Annotated in this window: 9 protein-coding genes and 1 pseudogene; 8 read left to right on the top strand and 2 right to left on the bottom strand. The window is 63.1% G+C overall.

Going from position 1 to position 21,166, the window contains the following annotated elements:
- The first annotated feature begins 17 nt into the window (after positions 1–17).
- The 5 genes from F6X40_RS12580 to F6X40_RS12560 all read left to right on the top strand — a co-directional run bounded on the left by F6X40_RS12580 (position 18) and on the right by F6X40_RS12560 (position 8,058).
- Positions 18–1,457, top strand: coding sequence for a DUF6519 domain-containing protein (locus tag F6X40_RS12580; protein ID WP_187628080.1), 1,440 nt, complete (start codon positions 18–20; stop codon positions 1,455–1,457).
- 414 nt (positions 1,458–1,871) lie between these two features.
- Entirely contained in the window at positions 1,872–2,927 is a 1,056-nt protein-coding gene (locus tag F6X40_RS12575) for a hypothetical protein (RefSeq protein WP_187628079.1), read from the top strand.
- Positions 2,928–2,961: 34 nt separating this feature from the next.
- The gene (locus F6X40_RS12570; protein WP_187628078.1) at positions 2,962–3,615 is read left to right on the top strand and encodes a hypothetical protein; all 654 of its coding nucleotides are present in this window, start codon (positions 2,962–2,964) and stop codon (positions 3,613–3,615) included.
- Between the two features lie 268 nt (positions 3,616–3,883).
- On the top strand, positions 3,884–7,414 hold the full coding sequence (locus tag F6X40_RS12565) for a DUF4157 domain-containing protein (RefSeq protein ID WP_222946055.1): 3,531 nt from the start codon (positions 3,884–3,886) through the stop codon (positions 7,412–7,414).
- On the top strand, positions 7,411–8,058 hold the full coding sequence (locus F6X40_RS12560; protein ID WP_187628077.1) for a hypothetical protein: 648 nt from the start codon (positions 7,411–7,413) through the stop codon (positions 8,056–8,058). Before F6X40_RS12565 ends, F6X40_RS12560 begins: the two co-directional genes overlap by 4 nt.
- Here F6X40_RS12560 and F6X40_RS12555 read toward each other — a convergent pair.
- Positions 8,055–13,709 (bottom strand): CHAT domain-containing protein, encoded by a 5,655-nt coding sequence (locus F6X40_RS12555; protein ID WP_187628076.1) that lies wholly within the window; start codon positions 13,707–13,709, stop codon positions 8,055–8,057. The two genes, F6X40_RS12560 and F6X40_RS12555, sit on opposite strands and share 4 nt — an antisense overlap.
- A gap of 696 nt (positions 13,710–14,405) precedes the next feature.
- Here F6X40_RS12555 and F6X40_RS12550 point away from each other — a divergent pair.
- Positions 14,406–15,785, top strand: coding sequence for a hypothetical protein (locus F6X40_RS12550; protein WP_187628075.1), 1,380 nt, complete (start codon positions 14,406–14,408; stop codon positions 15,783–15,785).
- A gap of 1 nt (position 15,786) precedes the next feature.
- Here F6X40_RS12550 and F6X40_RS12545 read toward each other — a convergent pair whose 3' ends face one another.
- Positions 15,787–17,745, bottom strand: a complete 1,959-nt coding sequence (locus F6X40_RS12545; protein WP_187628074.1) for a hypothetical protein — start codon at positions 17,743–17,745, stop codon at positions 15,787–15,789.
- Between the two features lie 383 nt (positions 17,746–18,128).
- Between F6X40_RS12545 and F6X40_RS43500 the strand changes: the two are divergent.
- Positions 18,129–18,560, top strand: a pseudogene (locus F6X40_RS43500) (DUF4157 domain-containing protein); the annotation flags it as partial.
- Between the two features lie 117 nt (positions 18,561–18,677).
- Positions 18,678–21,116 (top strand): hypothetical protein, encoded by a 2,439-nt coding sequence (locus tag F6X40_RS12540; protein WP_262421445.1) that lies wholly within the window; start codon positions 18,678–18,680, stop codon positions 21,114–21,116.
- Positions 21,117–21,166 lie beyond the last annotated feature (50 nt).

Below are 21,166 nucleotides of genomic sequence, written 5' to 3'. Positions count from 1 at the left end.
CACGAACGGAGGCCATTATGAAAAACGTCGACATTTCACGGGACAGCTTCGATCCCGGCAATGGATTCAGCCGCGTGGTCTGGCAGCAGGGCCGCGTCCAGCTCGACGCGGACCTGAACGAGCAGGCTTCCATCATGCTGCATACGCTGCGCACGATGATGGTCGACCTCACCGGGCGGCACGGCGGCCCCGTGGCGGCGTGCGGCTTTCGCGTGCTGCTCACGGAGGAGGATCTGGTCGAGGAAGTGGTCGCGCAAGATCGCGACGAGGTCGTCGTCCTGTTGCGGCAGCTCGAGCGAACCGACCTGATCATCTCGAAAGGCCGTTACTACGTGGACGGCATTCTGTGCGAGAACCCCCGGTTTCTCCATTACTCGCAGCACGCAGGCGGCGAACATCGCGGGCGCGGCATTGAAGCGGCGGGCTGTTATCTCGTATATCTCGATGTGTGGGAGCGTGAAGTCACGGCGCTAGAGGACCAAGCCATCAGCGAAGTCGCGTTGGGCGGCGCGGATACGGCTGCGCGTCTGCGAGTGGTCTGGCAGGTGCGAACGGTCACCCTGCGCGAGCGCGCCCGTGGCTTCATGAACATGAATCCGCCGTGGCCGGAGCTCGTGAGCGGCTGGCAACACCGTCACCGCGGCGCGTTGCGGGTGCGCGCCCGGGAAGTCGATTCGCAATCCGCCGCCGCCATGGGTGAAGCGCGCGCGACTTACCGCGGACCCGAGAACCAGTTGTATCGCGTAGAGATTCACCAGGGCGGGAAGGCCGGCGACCGGCCGCGTGCGAGCTTCAAGTTTTCCCGCGACAACGGCGTGGTGGCCTTTCGCGTGGAAAACCTGACGGACGATGGCCAGACCGTAACGTTGCGCGAATGGGCGCGCGACGACACGCTGGCGGTCGCGGTGGGCCAGGTTGTCGAACTGGTCGACGAGGAGCGCTTGCAGCATGGCGGTGCGGGGGCTTTACCGAAGGTGGTGTGGGTCGACCCGACGAGCCGGCAGATCAAGGTCGACGCGCCGTTGCGAAAGCATGGCTCGCGCGAGGGCGAGGGCTTGATCCTGCGGCGCTGGGATCAGCTGCCCGGCGAGCCGCGCAGGGGCGGTCTCGAACTGGTGGACGGCGCCGCGCAGATCGTCGAGGAAGAGTGGCTTACACTCGAAGACGGCATCGAGATCATGTTCGAGCGCGCGCCCACGCACGTGTATCGCAGCGGCGATTATTGGCTGATCGCGGCGCGTGTGGCGACGGGCGATGTGATCTGGCCGCAGCACGACGGAGAACCCGCGGCTTTGCCACCACACGGCGTCGAACATCATTACGCGCCGCTGGCGCTCATCGAAGTGGGTGCCGACGGCGAGGGCGTGAAGATGATTCTGCCCTTGACGCGTACTTTCGGCAGGGACGCCGTCGAGTCCATCCCCGATGAAGTATTCGTGTTCGGCGGGAACAGCTGAGCGGAGCGCGATATCGTGAACGACGAAAAGCGATGCAGAGGGTGCGGGCGTTGGCCCAGGATCGCTCAGGTCGAAGGGGCGATCGACGAGTGCAACCAGCCGCAAAACGCCAACGTGTTGCGCTGTGCGTGGCGCAAGCAGCAGGTTATCTCGTCGCAGCAGTCGCAGCAGGCATCGGCTGAACCGCACGAAACGCCGGACCTGCCGCGTTCCGGTGAGCCGTCGCAACGAACGGAACCTCTGAAGTCCCGGGAGCCGCCTGAGGAGCCTGGCGATGCTGAAGCACGCCGGCGTGCCGAGGCGCCTGAACATAAGGAAACACGCGGGCACACAGAGTCGCCCGAACATGCGCAAACACGGCACCACACCGAGCCATCGAAGTCACCCGGCCCGGTCGAGTCGACGAACTCCGATATGACCATCGTCGCGCCGACGCCGACCGGGTCACCGCCGCTGCCGGAACCCGCAGGACCGCATCCCGCGGTGAGATTGTCCGAAGAACTGGCCGAGCGGTTGAAAAGCGTCCAGGCGGAGGGCGAGCGGGTCGTCCAGCACTTGCAAAGCGAGATCGCGAAACACAAGCAGGCGTTCGAAGAACAGCGCAAGTCCGCGGAACAGGCGCGGATTGCCGCACACGACGCCGCGACCCTGCATGCCGCGCTCAAGGACAACATGCGCGGACTCGAAAGCGAGTTCGACACGACACGCCAACACAACACGAAGTTGCTCGCCGGACAGGCCGCGCTGCGACAGGAGAACGAAACGCTGCGGACCCAATTCGCGCGGGCCAAGGCGGAGATCGAGAGCGCCGGTCGTGATATCGAGCAGCGTGTGATTGCCGCGCTGCGCAAGCGCCAGATGCTGTTGGTCGGCATGGGCGCGGCGGTCGGACTGATGATGGGCGGCGTCGGCGGATGGCTGGCGCATCGCCCGCCGCCCCCCGTCTATCGAAAGACCGACGCGCTGGTCATGCAGATCGAAAGCTGTCTGCAGAACGGGGAGTGGACGTGTGCGAACAACGCGGCATCGGGGCTGCTCGTGCTCGACAGCGGCAACGCCGTTGCGCTCGCGGCGCAGCGTGAGGTTCAGGTGGCGCTGGCGCAGGCTGACAAGGAGCGCCGTCTTGGCGTCGAGGCCGAGCGCCTCGCGGCGGCGGCGAGAGCGCAACGTACGCCGCCACGACAGGAGCAGCCGGTCTGTCCAACCGCGACCACTCCGCCGCCGGCCGCATCGAATGACGCGATCCGCGCCGCGCTCCTCCAGCAGCACAAGCAATTCGGCTCGATGCTGATCGGTGCCGCGGACGCTCAGCTCGCGCGGGGCGGCCTCGATTGCGCGGTGGCGCTGGCGTCGAACGCGAAGAACTACGACGCGAACAACATCGCCGAGGCGGACCGCATAATCGGCCAGGCGCAACAGTTGATCCGGCAGGGGCAAGCGGGCGTGCGGGTCGAAGATTGCAAGCGGTAAGCCGGGCAGCCAGGAATCGAGGAGCAATTTACAGATGAACGCTTCGATCGTTGAGCCACCGCAGTCAACCGGGGCGTCGGTACGCTTGCGCGCGTGCGCTGTTCTGGTGTCCGCCGCGCTGTGCGCGTGCGACAGCATGAGCACACCGGAGATACTGTCCTGCGCGGGCGCGCTGGCTGCGTCGGTGCTGATCGGCGCGGCGGCGGGCAGCGGCAAGGGCGCGGCCATCGGTGTGGGGGCGGGCGCGGCGGCATGCGTCGCGATTCACTTCGCGATGCGTAAGACTCGCGACGCGCCTCAGGTCGAAGCGGACTATCTGCGGGCGCACAACGGTCAGCTTCCGCCGCAGCCCATCATTTACAGGGCCGATATCAGCACTCAGCCGTCCCAGGTGGTTCAGCACGGCAGCCGGTTTCTGGTGGTCTCCAACCTCGAGGCTGTCAGGGGGGAAAGCACGCAAATCAATGACGTGAGCGCTGAAATTCGTTTCTTCGCATACGGCAAGACCGAGCCGATCTTCGTCCACCGACAGGACGTATCGCATGATGGGGGCAGCGGCGCGTACGAAGCACAATTCAGTGTGGAGTTGCCCAACGCGATGCCGCAAGGGCGGTATCGGGTCGAGGCCGTCTATTTCCTGAACCAGCAGCCAGCGGATAGCCGTTCGGTGTCGCTGCAGGTGGTCTAGGCAGGATCGTATGTCACTCGCCGCCCCAGTCCTCGCCAAAGCCAGCACGACACCGGCGGCCGATCGGTCTGCCGGACCGGGTCGGGTTCTGGGCACGCGCTGTCCGGGACACGGTGCGGAGGACCCGCAGACATACCATCAAGCCGTTGCGGATCTCGGCTGGGAGTTCTCGGCGCTCCCGCCGTCGAGTCGAGCGTCGACCGGGCCTCCTCAAAAGCCTGTCAAACCACAGGAAAACGAATTATCAGGCGGGCTGGAAAGTCGCCGCATGGCGGCGAGTGCTGACGATCCGCTGGAACACGAGGCCAACCGCGAAGCGGAACGCATCGTTCGCTCGCGCGACAGTGCCGATGCGGTGAGCCTGCGCGTGAACCCGGCTCACGGGCCCCCCGCGATGCAGACTGATGAGCGCGCCAACGCCGCTGCAGGAGATGCCGCGAGCGTGCGTTGTCGAGGCGCACGAGGCGCACGAGGCGCACGAGGCGCTCGCGCTCTCGCCGCGCCGGCGGCGGCGCCGCAGTTGGTGCATCGCGCGCTCGCGTCGCCAGGCCAGCCTTTGGATGCGGGCGCACGCGCATTCATGGAACCACGCTTTGGCCGCGATTTTTCCGACGTCAGGGTGCACACCGGGCCGCTCGCGGCGCAGGCTGCCAGGAGCGTCGCGGCGCAGGCGTTTACGGTGGGCAGCGATATCGTCTTCGGCAACCGCAAGCTCGCGATGGAATCCGACAGCGGCCGCCTGCTCCTCGCACACGAACTGAGCCATGTCGTTCAGCAGGCAGACGGGCTCGGAAGTGGCACGCTTCAGGCCGCACCGGAGTCGTCGAAACCTGCCGCGTCGAACCGGCCGAAGCCCCGACGGTTCTGGGTGGAAGTCACCCGTGAGATGACGCCTGACGAGTTGCTGCACGAGTTCGTCCGGCAGTACTACCACGAAGCGGACGAGAAGGAGATTCAGAAGAAGCTCGCGATCTGGAACTGGCAGACCGCACCGCGCAGCGCCACCAGCGCAGACGTGGCCCGACATGGGCTCTTTCTCGTCGTGACCGACTATTCGCAATTGCAGATTGCGTCAATGTCGCAGCAGCAGCAGCAAGCGCTGAACAGGCAGACCGACGAACGTTTCTGGCAGGAAACGGGCTATAAGCCCGGAGAAAAGCTGGGCGAATCGGCGCAAGACAAGGAAATGGCGCAGAAGTGGCTCGGCGTGCGTACCGATATCCTGATCGAGAACGAGCAGAGCCGCGCCATCAATGCGCTGCCCGACGACATCAAGCGGATCCTCTTCGGCGGCGATCGCAAGCTCAGCCCCGACGAATATGAAACGGTGCTCAAGCTTGCCGCCCGGCTCGCGAAGCTCACGCCCGCCGAACGCCAGGACTACCTGAACAAGGTCAACGAGGGCACCGACAGCTGGAACGATATGGACGCCTCCATTACGCGCTTCGAGCGAGAACTCGCGGTGCGCGAGGCCGAAGAGGAGAAGACGGAGAACGCGGCGGCAAAGCTTTTCGGCCTCGAAGATCTCTACGCGTTGTACCGGGCGAGAAACCAGGCACGCACGGCCTATACGGTGACCGCGGCCAGTGGGGCCTACGATCCGCGAGCTCTGCAGGAGATGATGGACGCGGATCGCCAGTTCACCGAGTCATTGCGGCAGAACGACTTTGGCAGCGAAGCGGAGTTCACCGACGCGCTGGAGGCCTACCGGCTGCGTTTTCGTGACGAGGCGGTGCATCTGGCGCTGGAAGTACTCGCGCACTACGATCACCTGCTCTATCAGGAACGCGTGAAGTTCCAGGACCAGGGTCACGCGCAAGCACTCGTGCGTGGCATCGGCGCGACCCGTGCGAGCGAATTCTATGCGGCGGCTAATGCGAAATTCGACGAGGCGAGCGCCACGCGCAGGACGATCGATCCCGAGGACACGCAGGATGCGCTGACCACCGGCATGCAGGCCGCCCAGCTCGATGAGGAAGGACGCAAGTTCAGGGAGCAGGCCGAGAGCGAGGTCCTCAAGGGCGCGGACAAGGATGCGCTCGTCGACCCCGCGAGCCTGGGGCGCGGCACCGATCGCGAGAAGCTGGCCGGCCTTAATGCCGCCGATGCACAGCAGTATCTGCTCGAAGTCGTCCAGCAACGGCAGAAGGACGCCAACCAGGCGCGCGCCGAATTCACCGAGGATCCGGAACGGATCTTCAGCATTCCGGATCTGGTGAAGGCCACCCAGATCAGCCTCGGCATTGCCGACAACACCGTCTACGCGATGAGCGTGCGCGACTATATCGACGAACAGAAGACGTTGCATCTGTTCTCGGAAATCGCGAAGGGCATTCTCGCGCTGGTGCTGGCCGTGCTCGTTCCAGGGGGCGGCTGGGTCGCCGCCGCGGCGCTGATCGCCAGCGCTGGCCTGAGTGTCTATCAGGCTTACGAGGCGATCAGCGAGTATCGCGAGAAGGAGGCTGACTACCGACTGAACTTCATTCAGGACGAACCTTCGCTGCTGTGGGTTGGCGTTGCGATTGCGGCGGCCGCGCTGGACCTGGGGCTCGCGACCAGCCAGGTCTTCAAGGCGTCTGCCGCCGGACTCAAGGAACTCGAAGCCCCATTGAAGGAGTTCGCCGCGGCAAGCGACGCCGAGACCGCGGCTGCGCGACTGGCCAAACTCGAATCCAGCATCGACGCGGTGGATGGCCTGGAGCAGGAGGTCAAGGACGCGCTCAAGGCGCACGCCGCGGCGGAAGCAGGGTTCAAGAAGGCGTTGGGCCAGGCGGGCGGCACGCTGATGGGCTCCGTTGGAGGTGTCGTTGATACCACGCCAATCTTCGAGGCCGTCTACTACGCGATCAAACGTGGCGTCGACTCCATCACGAAACTGCGCAAGGAGGCTCAGATAGCGGAGCTGATGGCCGACGCAAGCAAGCTCCCGGGAGCAGGCAAAGACGAGCTGAAGACGGTCTTCGCCCAGATCAGGAAAGTGGTGAACACCGGCAAGAGCAAAGGCATGGACGACGCGACCGTGCTCGCATACGTGGACCGCGTGGCGGCTGAGCGCTCAGGCGGTGAGGGTGCCTTCGAGGCAATCGCGAAAGACATGGCGGCCTGGCGGAAACCGACCGCTCAACAGATCGCGACGCAAAAGCAGCTCACCGAGGCGTATGACACGCTGGCATCGCTCAGGCGTACCAAGCGGGAACTGGAGGCCGAACTGCGCGCGGGTCCGAAAACGCCTCAAGGCACGCCCGATGAAGAAGCGATCGCAGAGTTGAGGGAGCAACTGAAGGGACTCGAGGACGAGTACAGGGTCGATCCGGCCACCGGCAGGAAATATACGGTGCCGGGAAGAGACATCGCGCGGGCGACCGAGCTTGCCGAGTCGGCGGCGAAGGCCGCCGAACGGGCCGCGGTCGACCCGAAGGAGATCATGCGGCAAGCATTCAACGGATCGGAGGAACGGGCTGCCGTGATCGAAGGCGTGTTGACCGACCAGGTCGGGACATTAAGGAAACCGGCCCAGAAACTGACGGTCGATCATATCGTTTCCATCAAGCAGATTTCGGAGATGGACGGCTTCGAAAAACTCACAGTGGTCGAACGCAATGAATTGGCCAAGCTGAAGGACAACCTCGTGGTCATGGACGGTTCGGCCAATTTCTCCAAGGGCGGGCGCCGCTGGGCGGCATGGCAGCAAGCCTCCGAGTTTTATGACGACGCGACGCGCGATGCCATGATCCTTCGCGAAGCCAGGTTGCGCACCCAGATACAGAAGTGGATTCTCGACAAGGTACGCACGCGATGATACTGACATCCACCATCGACACTCACGAGGTTCTGCTCGAATGCGATGTCGCGTTAGAGCCAGCCGCCAAGGACGTGTTGCGCACGCTCGCGGAACTGAGCCGTCCGGATGCGCCGCTGCGCGATGGATTGCGCGTTCGCTTCGGCTGGTCGCTGCTGACGCTGCGCACGGAACCGGCGGGGCTGCGAGTCTGCGAGCCGCATTTTCGCGGCGACCCCGAGCGCGAGTTGAACCCGCGACTGGACACCACGCTTCGGGTGCTGGTGGAACAGTCCGCGTGGCTGCACCAGTTGGGCGAAGCGGGTAGCGACGTGTTCTTCGATCAGCAGATCGTGGTGGCCGGCGACGCGCTTCACGCCACGAATATCTTCGCGCTGCGCGGGGAGGTGCAGAAGCAGGGCGATAGCGGCTGGTCGGTCGCACCCGTTCCGTCCGGCGGACAGGCGATCGACATGCACAACCTTCGAGCCCTCCCGGTTCACCGGTTGCTCGATGCACGCCCCGGGTTGCTGGCGGTCCTGACGCTACCCGCTGGGTATCTGGTGCGACTGAAGGCGAATCGGGTGGTCGAAGTGAATGCGCCGGATGGCCGGGTGGTGTGGCTGCTCAATGGTGGCGACCCAGCGGCGCGTGTCACCGTTTAGTTGCGCGTTCCCGGCGCGGCCCATGCCCACAGGCGGTCCAGCAATCGCTGTCCGGCGGTTTTTTCTGGCGCGCTCGTCTGACGCAACACATAGTTTGACAGCACGAATTCACACTGATCATAAATCGAGCGCCAATACTTCACGGACGGCACGCGCGTGTGCAGACTCTGGTAGTCCGCCTCCAATTCCTGCCAGCGATCCGCGAGGCAACGCTGTTCAAGGGTCGTGTAAAGCTCGAGTTCCGCTTCGCTGGCCACGCTCCAGAAATCGGCGCTCGCCTCGTTCTGTTGCGCAAGCTCATTGCGTATGCGCGCGACGAGGCCGGCGTCCACACGAGTGGTCTTGCCCCGCATACTCAGCGACAGTTCGGCGGCGAAGCGGTTCATGGCCGCGTAGAGGAACGCGGATCGGTTGGATTCCTGAGCGCATTCCATCGCCCGTCCGTAGTAATAGGACATCTTGTCCAGTGCCGCGCGTTCGTCCTGTCCATGCGTCGCTCTGCTTTCGATCATCGCGAGACGCTTGTATGCCGAGCCGCAGATGCTGAACCGTTCGGCGGTCGGGGGAAACGTCAGCAGCGATTCCATCCGGGCGAGTGCCGCCTGTACATTGTCTCGCGCGCGTTGGATCGCCTTGCCACGCACGGCATCGTGTTGCCTCGCCCCCGTCCGGGTCTTCTGGACTGATGCAATCCTGTCGATCTCCTTCAGTTCCTCGCGCAAGGTCGTCCACGCGCCCTTCGCGGTCAGGTTGACATATTGATGAGCCGCGCCGAGCGTCGCGCTGCCGTCGTTGGCGCCGAGCGCGATTTTGAACCAATCGATCGCCCTTGCCTCGTCGCCGGCTTCGGCCCATGCCAGGCCGAAGCCTTCCGCGACTGCACCGATGTCGCGATAACGCTCGCCGAACTTCTGTTCGAGATAATTGAGACGTTGCCGGTGGTCGTCCGGATCCGGCTTTTCGTAACGGGACTTCAGGACGAGTCCCTCGAGCGCAAGCGTCAGCGCGGGCGGCGATGCCACGTTGGCATAGCGCACGTCGACCGGGATGGTGCGGGCCGTGGCCTGTTCGCGCGAGCGATCCAGCCGCCAGTCCGCGTCGCCATAGCATTGATATGCGGCCCAGGTGTTAGTGTGCAACCGCCACGCCGCTTCCCGGGCCAGCGCGACCGCTTCGATGAAGCTCTGTCCGGCTACGACAGCCCGGTAGAAGGAGGTGGCGAACGTCTTTGCGGCCTTGTCGTCCACGGCCCATCCGGCCGCAATGACGCAGCGCACGCCGATCTTGATCAGTTCTTCGGCCACGGTCGCGGCGAATTGCGGCCGATTGAAACGGCTGTTGAACGGATCAGCCAGCAACTGGCCGGCGTTGCGCGTCGCCAGATGGCAGCAATTGATGAAGACGAGTTCGGGCACTCGTTCCATGTTGCGAATCTCGCGTGGGCCGAGATAGGTGCCATTCGAAAGAACGACGCCACGTAGACTGTCGTCCTCTTGCCGCGACGGTCCGTACTGTCCAGGCGCCTCCCCGTGTCCAGCGATGTGCACGATTTTCCAGTCGCGCGCGAGCAGCGCGTTGATTACGTCGCGGGCGCCTGGACCGGGCGCGCCGTCCGTCGCGCTGTAACACGCGTAGACCCGATCCTCGCCCAGTTCCTTCTTGAACAGCTCGGCGACTGCCACGGCTTCCGCTCGCGCATCCGGCAAACGAGGGTAGTTGCGCGGGGCGGTGTCCGGCTCGCCGACTACGAGCACATGGGCTTGCGTTCCCGCGTCGTTGACCTGGCGCCTGAAATCCTCGATGCGCAACTTTCGCAGCAGCTTCGAGCGGATTGCCCACGGGCGTTGGGTATCGCTGCCGGTCGCAGCGCCGCTGCCGCTGTCGAGCAATTCCCAGGGAATACCTGCGGTACCTGCGTCGAGCTCGATCTGCATCTCCGTGGAACCGGTCATGAACGGCCGCATCTCGAGTGGAATGACCAGTTGGAACAGCGTGCGCCCGATCTGCGGGTCGCGGTTACCGTCATTGGACGCGGTGCTCACCAGCTCACGCAGCAGCGAGCTTTGCGTCGCTACCGCCCGCACCTCCGTGCGAGCGCGGCGGGTGTCGAGCGTGTACGCGATCGACGCTTCGCCGTGTTTGTTCTCCTGGGAGATTGCGCTGATCAGGTCGTAGTCGGCGCCGCGATAGCTCGAATCGAGCGGACGCCTGCGCGCGCCTTCGGTGGACTCCACGACATCGTCGATCAGATAGTGTCCGACGTCGGCGTCAGACAGCAATTGGAGCGATCGCCACGCATCGGTCGCGCGATCGAGATACCACTCGATGATCCGAAGCCTGCCCACGCGCGGCCAGTTGGACGCCGCCAGCCTTTGATTCGCCTGGTACACGCCCTCGGCCACGAGCCGCGCCGATTCCCCGGCCGACACGTTGATCCCGCCGCTGCCGACGAGCGTGGCCGCAAGATCGAAAATGGGGGCCGCGGCAGGAGTCTGCTCCGCGAGCCGCTGTGACCAGGCAATCACCCCCTGGCGGACCGCGGAGATCAACGCGCTGCCGCGCAGTTGCCCCTCTTCGCCGAGCCCGATGACGATGACGCCAGCGGGCCGAAGCTTCTCCGCTTCGCACACCCTGTTGACGCCGGTATTCAGAAACACCTGCTGACTGTCGAGTTGTTGCGGATAGCGGCCGAGCCGCAGTGAGGCGCTCATCGTGCCACCGATCAGTTGGTCGACGGCGAGTTCACTGCCTGCCAGCGAGGCGCCGCGATAGTGGCCCATCAATACCGGTTGGTGAACGAACTTAAGATTGCCGTTGACGACGCTGATCGCGAGCGGTGCCTGTTCGGCGCCGTTCGCCCGGGTAGCGTTGTCGCCGCAGGCGATGGCCTGCGTGTCACCTTCGCTGCAAGGCGGCGTGTTGGCTACGCGCATCCGGGACGGGCGTAGCCGCACTGGCGCAACGCCGTCGGCGTGGCCGGAGCGTTTCGCGTCGAGCTGGAGGCGCGACGCGAGCGCTGTGGTTCCTGTCGACAACAGGTCGCGATACAGCGCGAAGCAGTCCCTGGCTTTTGGCAGGTCACCATGTGCGTAGGGAACCTGCCAGGTCGGTACGTTGGGCAGCAGAGCGCTTTCGAGCGTGACGCGTCCGTCTCCTTCGGCTTGCTCGACATGCAGATAGGTGAGACCGCGCTCGCCCGTTTCATAGCCGCAAGGCGTAAGCTGCGCCTCGCCTACCACCTGTAGGAGCTTGCCATGGGCCAGCTCGGCTATTCGGCTGTGCTGTTCGTCGAGCCGCGCGCGCCAGGCCGAGGCCAGCTCGAGCACCTGTTCGGTGGGAATGCCCCAGCGGAAAGCGTCGGTTTGCTCACGGCACGTGTGCCACCAGTTGTATGCGCGAAGTGCGCCTTCGTCACTGGCCGCCAGTTCCTGCCACGTTTTGACGTCGCGAAGCGGGCGTCTGACATCGAACAAACCCGCCTGCAGCTGAAGGAATCCCGGCAGCTCCGCCATCACCTGGCGCGCCGCGGAGCCGGCATAGGGCGAGCTCGTCGCGACGAGCGTGTTGCCGAACGTATCGTCGCCGGTCAGTACCTGCATCGGGGCAAACGAACCGGCGTTAGGCGTGCCGAGCATCAGGACGCGCGAATCGGGGTGGGCCGCCATGCGCTCCCAGATCGCCGGGCATTCCAGCAGCAGCGTGCGCGCGAGCAGACCACCCGTCGAATGGGCGATGATACGCACCGGAAGCCCCGTTTGCGCCCGGGCGGTCAGCGCCTTGCGCACTTCGTTGCCGAGGCGTCGCGCCTCCGTTTCCATCGGCTGCCGCCAGTCGTATGGAAAGGCGATGACCTCGTGCGTTTCGGACATGAAGTCGATGAGATCGTCATAGATGATCCCGATTGGCGCCTCGGGCGTCACATTGTCTGGCGCCTCGTCCGACAGGCGCAACTTCTCGAGACCGTTCGAGGTGCGCCAGCTCAACCAGACGCGCTCCCCGTTGACCTTCAGGTGGCTGCCGAGCATGCCCGGCAGCAGGAACACCGCGGGCCTTGACTGGTCGGAAGTGCGGGTCGCGCGCCTGCCGGCGCGCAACCCGTCGGCGGACTTGCCTGACCACGACAGCGGACCGATCGATCTGAAGTCCTGCTGGGGTTCGTCGTCGACGAGCGCCGCGACGATGCGGTTCGCCGTCGAATCGTTACTGAAGTACGAAAAGTGGCTGGCCTGACCGCCACTCTCCAGATAAAAGCTCGCGCCAGGTCCACGTGGCGCACCGCCGTACATCGAGCGCGTTTGCACTGCGAGATCGTTGTCGGTCCAGTAGAAGGCGTCCGCGAGCAGTATCTTGATCCATGAACCGAGCGAGTCGCCGTGCAGGTCGCCGGCTATCACGCGCAGCTCGCCGGGGATCGGATCAGTCACCGCGTGCAGCCACCTGATGAGCGGGCTGTCGGGCATCTGCTCGGCAAGACCCGGCGCCTCTTCCGGATTCATTCGATGCTGTGCGACGCTGCCGAGGAGTTCGACGAACACATCGGCGACTGGGATGTTGGCGAGGTCGAGCATCCATTTCAGCACGGACAGATACGCGTCCAGGCGCTTCGAGGCGAGCAGCGTGCCGCGAGCTGGGCAGGCCACCCGCACCACGCGATCGACGCGGATCCCTTTGTCACGCGCGAGCGAGATCAAGGCCCGCAAGTCACGCCGCTCGGCGGCGTGCCCAGGGGCCTTGAATGGCGCCTGGTCACTGTCGCTCAAACTGACGCCGCTGCACACGCGCGCGAGCACTTCAGCGACAAGGCCACCGCGACCGTGAGTCAGCAAATGCAGGCGCGTGCCGGCTGGGATGGCTTTGACCAGGTCGAGCGCGTTGGTGATTGAACTTGCGCCGAGCGTCGGATGATCGAGTGCGTAGACCTGATCGGCGTAGCGGCGGAACAATTCGACGAGCAATTTCGGATGCTTTTCCCACAACTTGCCGAAGCTGCCATGCGTGTGGGAGAAGGTGCCGTGCAGCAACACGAGCAAGGGCTGCTCCCGTGCGTGCAGCACGAGCTTGTCGTTGCGCATGTCGCCGCCGGGCTCGGGTGCGCGCGCCGCCGACAGTTTGTGAAGACCTGCAGTGGCCTGAGCATCGAATTTCTCGATCAGCTTCTCCGCGATCCTGCCTGCGGCGAAGTCGACCAGCGGTCCGCGCAGGATATGAATCGCAGAGAGGATGACGTCGGACACCATGCCGCGGCTGCGATCGGCGGGCATGATGCCGGCATGTTCGTGACCGCGCCATTCGAGGCGCCGCCCCATGCGGATTTCCTGTATGCGTGCGCTGTCGTCCTGAGCCGGAACCGCGCCGCCCGAGCGGCTGTTGCGCGCGATGTCCTGCTGTCCAAGCAGCAGATCCCGAGCGGTCTCGGGATGCAGCACGAGGCTCGGGCCGTGAGCGATCGTCAGCACCACGACGTCCTTGCCCACCGTTGCGTCGAGGCGCCGCTCGCTGGCGTTGCCACGCAGCGTAGACACCACCGCCGTGTCCTTGAGCTCGCCCAGTTTCGCGAGAAAATCGTCCGCCGAACCCTCGCCTGAAGCGATCGGCGCGGCGTTCTCCGATTGGACGATGAACGTAAGAGTATTAGCTGAGCTAGCCGCCATGATTCTTCTCCAGCCTCTGTGCTTCAGCCCGGGACCGGTCCCATTACGGAAGACCGCGAACAGAAACTTTTCCAGTGCTCAGCATGCCTGCTTCGCGGGTTTCTCGACGGTTTTCTAGTATGAGCCGCGTCTCTCGGCAATTCTATTGCTTTGCCGATTATTTGTTATTGGAGTACTGAAAATCAATGGACGTCGCCATAAGGTGTTAGCTGGCATACATGTTTCGATTGAATCAAAGAATGTCGCGAGGAGCGCATAGCATGTTGTCCAGATCAGAAAAAATCGGACAGTCACTGCGCAATGGGTAGCTACCTGGCGCATAAAGACTGGAACGGCGTAACGCAATCGCCTTTTTATCTAATTCGTTTGTAAGCACGCGATGCAGGCAGTTTCGAATGAGACGCAGCGACACGGTCGTAAGCATTGCAATGTCTGGTCTTTGGGATTGAGCCCACCTATAATTGGTCAAAAATGCCGGGTCGGAACGTCCGCAGATCCTGGCGCGGCTGGATCGCTTCAGTTCTGTTTAAACGAACGAGCCGCACACTTCATTGCCCTGAAATCGTGCAAGGTTATTCGCCAAACGTTGGGCGCCGCTGCTAGCGAAGCGCCGTCCCGAGCAGAAATGATTTCCGAGGCTACCTCGGGGTTCATTAAAGGTGTCTTCCTGATGACGAGCCGCCTGGAGTGCGCGAAATGGACATTTCAAGCAAAAAGCGATTCAAGCTCTTTGTCAGTCACACTTCGGAATATAGTGCGATTGCCAAGCGCTTTCGCGAGGCGCTTGTCGAGCTCGATCCGGACAGGCGTCTGGATGTGAAGATCCACGAGGACATGGACCCTGGTACAGACTGGCTCGCGTGGATCGAGAAGCACACCACGTCGGCCAACGGTTTCGTCCTGCTTTACCCGCATGCCGACATGAAAATGCATTGGCCGTTTTACGAGGTCGGGCGCTTCAAGCGCGGCGGGAAAGGCTCGGCATCGAGCGAGGAAAGCCGCGCCATCGTGACCATCAAGAACGAGCATGTCGAACTCAAGTACGTGTTCGACCGCTATCAGGCCAGTTCCGCGACGGTTCCAAAGCTTCTCGAGTTTTTCGAGAAGGTTTTTGTCGAGGGCCTCTTCTCGTGCAGGGAGCCGTTGAATCCGGCTATCAGAGACGAGGCAGGCGACAGCCGCTATCGTGGACTGGCAAAAGCGGCAGCGCAGGACATCGCCGCATTGTTCTCCGAAGCGGCGGTGGATCCGCACCTTCATGAGCAACGAATTGAAGTATCGACACAATACGACGGCAACGGTCGACTGATGCCCGAGCAATGCATGGTGAAGGGCAACGAGGGGGGATTGAACGTGCTCGCGGCAGGCTCGCATGCCGCCACCACATGGGCGACCCTGTTGCAGGGACCGCATGCGCAAAAAAATGCCTGGGTGTCGGAACTGGACGCGGTCATGACGCATTTTGACCCGCATGCCATTCCGTCCTCCCTAACCCCTTTTGAACAGGATGGAGAGGTCTGCATTCCCGTCATATCGCGACACGACACCGTACATTACCGGCTGACCTCGATAAGCGTCATTTTCGTGAAACCGGATGTCGAAAAACTTCTCGACGTACTCGCATTGAGGTTGCCACGGGCGATACCGGAGCGTCCGGCGATGCTGATCAGGATTATGCGTGTCACGTTGCATGCACGCTTCGTCATTCTGAAGAAAAGACGAGATGAGTTTTACAGTGCCGCCACGGCTGCTGAATTCCGGGCGGTGGCAAAAGGGACGCTTGCCGATTATCAGGGCACCAGGAATATCTCACGCGGCGCCGGTATCCCGGGATTCGCGACATTTGCTTCTTTCTTTGACAGAAGCCTGCATGAAGAAATGTTTGCCGCGCGGGACGAATTCCGGCAGACAGTCACGGAGTTGACGGAACTCTCCACGCAAGAATGCGACGCGCAGCCGGCTGATCAGCCATTGAGTAAAAGGCTGGAATCGGTACTGAACAGGCTCAATGAAAACAATGCGCGCTGGCTGCGGCTCGTCGCAAGTCAATTCGCAATGTCGTTCAATTCGGACTGACCTACGCGCTTTGACGCAGCAGGCGCTGGGTGTCGACGATCGTGATCGATTCGAAGCGCTGGGAAGCGGCGCTGACCAGGTGGGCCGTGCCACCCCGCTTTTCGCTTTCCCGGCCGTCCCAAAGGGCGATGACATGCACCGCCTGCCGCCCCAGCGCGTACGCCGAATAGATTTGCCAGCGGTTCACGCGTTCGTACTGATTGTCCGACTCTGGCGTCGGACCGAGAGAGTCCGGCATGCAGTAGACGCAGGTGCGGAGATCCTTCTTGACGTTCACGTACATGTCCCGCCACGTTTGGCCCGCAAAGCCGACCGACTTCTCCAGAAACAGCTTTTCGTCGAATGGCAGGCGCAGTTCCAGATCCATGTTCCGCTCGAGCGCCGCTTGCGCAAAGAGCAGGTCACCTCCGCACGCACCCTCGCAAAGCGCAAGATCTCCGCGGCCTGCGCCGAGCTTGTCGAGCGCTTCTCCAATGGCCTTTCTGGCTCGATCCTTCATTTCGTCCGGAAAGCGCTTCTCATGTCGTGAAGGCCCGTCGATCATGTGGCCGGAGAAGAGCATGACATGACGAGGACGAAGCGGCGATTTCACGTGCTCGAGCGCTTGCTGGACCATGCGGAGCGTCAGTTCGACGTTCGCTGGCCAAAGGCCTAGATCCGCCATCCACATGAGTCGTTGCTCTGCGCAATGAAGCCGGTACCAGTCGTGATCGGCCGCCGCGATCGCGCTCCGATACGCACAGGCCGCGCCTTCCATGTCGTCCGCAAGTATGCAAAGCTCCGCGCGCGCCACCGTTTGCCAGAACTTGTCGGGTTCCGAGGGTTGATGGGTGAGGGCGAGCTGTGCCGCCCAGCGGGCGGCGCCGATGAAGTCGGCGAGCGGCGTGGCATGTCGAGCGGCACTTGTCAGGCGCCGGCATGCATCACCGAGGATCGCCATGTCGATCCCAGGCGGAAGGTCGCAGCCGTCGTGCGCGATCGCCGTTAGATGAGCCTTAAGCGCTTCATGCAACATGTCGATGCTTGCGGCCGCCCTTTCCCTGCGGTGCGCCGGATCGGCTGCATCGATCCGCCACGCGTGCGTCCACCGGTATTTCGCGATCTTCGCAAGCACGCGGAAAGTCCGACCGTGATCGCGGGGATCTTGCGCGATCCGTTGAAGCAGGCTGTTCGCTTCGTCGAATCGGCCGAGGCGTCCCAACAATAAACCTTTCTCACGCAGGCTCGGCAGATGAGTCGGTTCGAGTGCGAGCGCGCGCTCGATCTGTTCGAGTGCGATCGTTTCCTGTCCAAGCTCCCTGAGGCGCGCCGCGGCCTCGAGGTGGGCATCACAGCTGGCCGAAGTCACGGGCGCTTCCTCGGCGAGCATCATGAGGTCGCCTGGCCTGCGCTCGCGCCCCGCCACCGCGACCAGATCGCGCCATTGCTTCTCATTGCTCCAGAATTCGCGGGTACCGTCGACTCGCAGCATTTCCGTTGCCGGCTCCTCGAGCAAGGGCAGTCTTGCACGAAGCGGGTTCGGCGGAAAACCGGCAGGCGCCTGTGTGGCCTCCCGTAGCAGACGCGCGAGCGAGGAAATATCCTCATGCACCCAACGCGGATCGGGCTTGCCGGTTTTCAATCTATAGTGGAGCGCCACGGCGTAGCCGGCGTTGAGTGAAGCGGCCGCCGGCCGGCCACTGATCGTGACCACGCCGTGCGAACGAAGCGCGTGGCGCACGCCCAGCATGTACGCTACGGCGGCGTTCTCCAGGGTGAGGTCGGCGACCACGATATCGGCGATCAGAAGGTTTTGTAGAACCTCGTCGGCTATGCCGCCCCCTGGTGGCGTTGCATCCGCATGGAACACCGTGAACTCTGCAGACCCAACTGCCGGTTCGATCAGCGCGGCATACACCGAGCCGAAATCGATGCCGGCGTGAATCCCCGAAGGGGCTGCAATAAAGATCTGACGTGTCATTGCGGTAACTCTCTCAAACGGCACTGGACCTCTTGTCGATTCTACCCGCGAACATGAGCCCATCAACGACGGGTGCGTGCCCTCGATCTCAACGACCGTGTCGAGCGGGACCATCCGGCGATCGGGCAGCGCGTGCGATCCATGCTGGATCCGAAACCCAGGAGGCGACCCGTCACTCAAGCAATGGGTTTCGACGAGCTGACAGGAGTCGTGCTGGGGCCATAACTTTGGCATCCAGATGGATCTGACATAGCATTTGAACAGTGGAGCTATCGCTTGGCGGGTCGAAGAACTTCCGCTATTCGAGGGTGGAACGATGAGGCGCTTTCGCTTCATTCCTTGCGCGATGGTGCCTGCGGACCATCAGATATCAAGGTGACCGTATGAGCCGATCAATGTTGCTGTCGCGCAGTGCCGCGGCGCGTTCCGAAGCGGGCTCATCCGGTTTGCGGGGCGATTGCGCATGCCGGAAAACGGGAACGTATTGTCCGAGCTGTGCACACGAGAACTCGTCCATCCAAAGAAAAGCGGCTCACGCCGGCGAGATCGGCGCCGTTTCGCCCGTCGTCGACCAGGTTCTGGCGACGCCCGGTCAAGGGCTAGACCCATCGGTGCGCGGGCCGATGGAGCGAGGCTTTGCACGCGACTTCTCCAAAGTGAAAGTGCACGCGGACGCTCAGGCCGGCGCATCCGCGCGCGCGTTGAATGCCCACGCTTTTGCGGTGGGCAATGACATTGTGTTCGCGAGCGGCCAATATGCGCCGCAGACGACGTCGGGCCACCGCTTGCTGGCGCATGAGTTGGCGCACGTCGTGCAACAGTCCCGGCCCGGTTCCGCGCACGCTTGCGAAACTTCGCTCGAAGCCGAGGCAGATCGCGCAGGCGAAAGCGTGTTACATCGCGCAGTCTTTCCGCCGCTGACGGCGTCACCTGTGCGAATCGCGCTCAAAGCAAAGAACGATGCGAAGGAAGAACCGGGGCGCCTGTCCGTGCAGCAGGAGCCAGGACGCCTGGTCGTGGTGTTCGATGGCGCTGCGCTTATGACCATTCAATACAAAGCAAGCTCCGGCGCCGCGCAGGTCGATATTTTCAGGGAAAGAGACGGCGGCGAGTCCGTTCATATCGTCACCCCTGCCTATTCAGACGCGAGCAGAAGCATCGACCCACGATACGGCGCACTACGCGCAGCGGGAGAGCTCTCGATCTACGACACGGAGGTCCAAACCGAGGACGGATTTACGCAGACGAGCGGAGCCGGTTTCGGCGTCACCACGAAAGGCGCGTCCACTCCGCACAAACAGGCGGCACCCGCTGCACCAGCAGCCAAACGCGCTGCCACGCCCCCGCCTGATCGCGCCGAACGACAAGCGCCGGCCACGCAGATCCCGCCCGCCGAACCGAAAGCGCCGGTGCAAGCGGATGCGCGCTCGGAGCCACAAAAAAGCCCGGCGCAACTGATCGACAGTTCAACCCGTTTCAACTTCCTCGACGAAGACAAGCTCGGCAGCGACCTGCTTGGCATCGCGTCGCGGGGCGACATCGCAACAGTCGACGCGACCCTCGACGAACTGCATTCGACCGATCGCGACGATGTCGCGCTAGGCTTCGCCTCGCACGCGAGCGACGGACAGCTGAATGCGCTGGCGCAGACCGAGGAGGGCCGCAAGCTGCTTCTGCGGCTCTACGACGAGATGACATCCGGCTATCTCGGCGACGATGAGAAGGAACAGGCGGAGCGCCTGATGACGGCACGCGCTCAGCGCATCGACGTCAACAAATTCGTCGAGGCCAAGGACAAGGCGATGGTGATTCCGTTCTCCAGCATCGGCTTCACGAAGTTCAGCTCCGCGAGCCTGAGCGTCGAACGGCTCGACAACGGGAAGATCTGGGTGAAAAGCCATATGAAGACGGAGCACTGGAAGGACGCTAAACGATTGCCGAGCATGCTGTTTGCCGCCGGTGTCGAAGGCGTCGAACTCGATCCCGATCAGGTCGTGGGCCTCTACCTGTACGACGAAGGCGGAAAGGTGATCTACGTTCCCGCGATGCATCTGCTTGAACTTGGCAACCAGGAAACGACGAAGGCCTACACCATGGCGGGTGAGGCGGTCTTCACGGGACTCACGATGGGCTTCGGCGGCGAAGTTTCTGCGGGAGCGAAGGCCGCCAGAGGCGCATGGGCACTTCGCGGCGCCAAGGCCTTGCAGTTCGCGGATCGCGCGTCGGCGGTGGTCGGCGTCGCGGGGACGTTGATCAACGATCATCGTGGGTTGATTCTCGAGCACTTCGGCGCGGATGGCGAGCGCTTCCTCGAGATATGGGGAACTGTTGAAACCGTCGTCGGAATTTATGGCCTGGCGCGAGGCGTGGCGGCGTTGGGCAAGAGCGCCTTTGCGCTTCGCAAGGCGATCAAGGACATGCGAGTACGACGCGCGCAACTGCGAGGCTTGAGCGCATCGGACGAAGCGGCGCTCGACTCGACGATCAACCAGGCGGAAAAAGCGGTCGAAGATATCGAGAACGCCCAGCAATCGGCGGCGCAAGGCGCGGGCGAGGCGTCTCCCCAACCCGGCACGCCACCGACGGCACAGTTAGATCCCACGGATGCCGCTAACTTCGTCAAAGACCATCCGCCCGAGAAAATTGCCGGCGAGCCGGGGCATCGCAGGGCGTCGGTAGGCGGAGGTCATGAAGTCGTCGAAGTGCCGGATCCGACTGTGCCGTCCGGCGTCGGCTGTGAATTTCATTCGCCGCCTCCGTTCGCAAAGGTTCCGTGTCCGCCGGGGATGGGCAGCGGGAAAGGTCGAAAGGGCAAGAAGACGGAAGGGGGCTTTTTCGCTGATCTGAAAGCGGCTGGGGAAGAACCTACGAAGGAGGATCTGCGGCGCGCCGGCATCGTGGAGGACATCAGATCGACGCAGCGGCAGTTCGACCCTGCGTCCCAGCAGGCCGAGATGAACGCCTTTTCGTCGACGAGCGCGAAACAGGCGGGCGTCGATGTGGCGGAGGCACACCATATCGGTACCAAGTACGGTCCATTGGGTGCCGAAAACAAACGGATGTTTGAGCGGCTCGGCTTTACAGTCGACAGCGACATGAATCTGATCAAAGAATTCAAGGAACACGGTCAGATGCGCGGCTGGATGAAATGGAATCCCGAAAAGCAGGAGTTCATCTATATGCGCAATGGTCACCACCCCGAATACCACGCATGGGTGACGGAGCGGCTGCGCGCCGCGATCGAAGGTCTGTCGGCTAGTGAGGCGGAGAAGGCGATCAAACGGGCGGAGGCCTCGTTGCGCAGGATTATCACGAAGAATCCCGATGTGCTCGTGTATGGCCTTCAGGCGTTGCCTGCCAATCTGCGCTGAAGCGTTGATTCGAGGGGTGACGTGTCTCGCGTTCGCTAGCAGACTATGCA

The organism is Paraburkholderia sp. UCT31 (assembly GCF_014397655.1).
Lineage (GTDB): Bacteria > Pseudomonadota > Gammaproteobacteria > Burkholderiales > Burkholderiaceae > Paraburkholderia > Paraburkholderia tuberum.
Note: the sequence above shows the minus strand (reverse complement) of the source record. Positions and strands in the feature narration are given on the sequence as shown.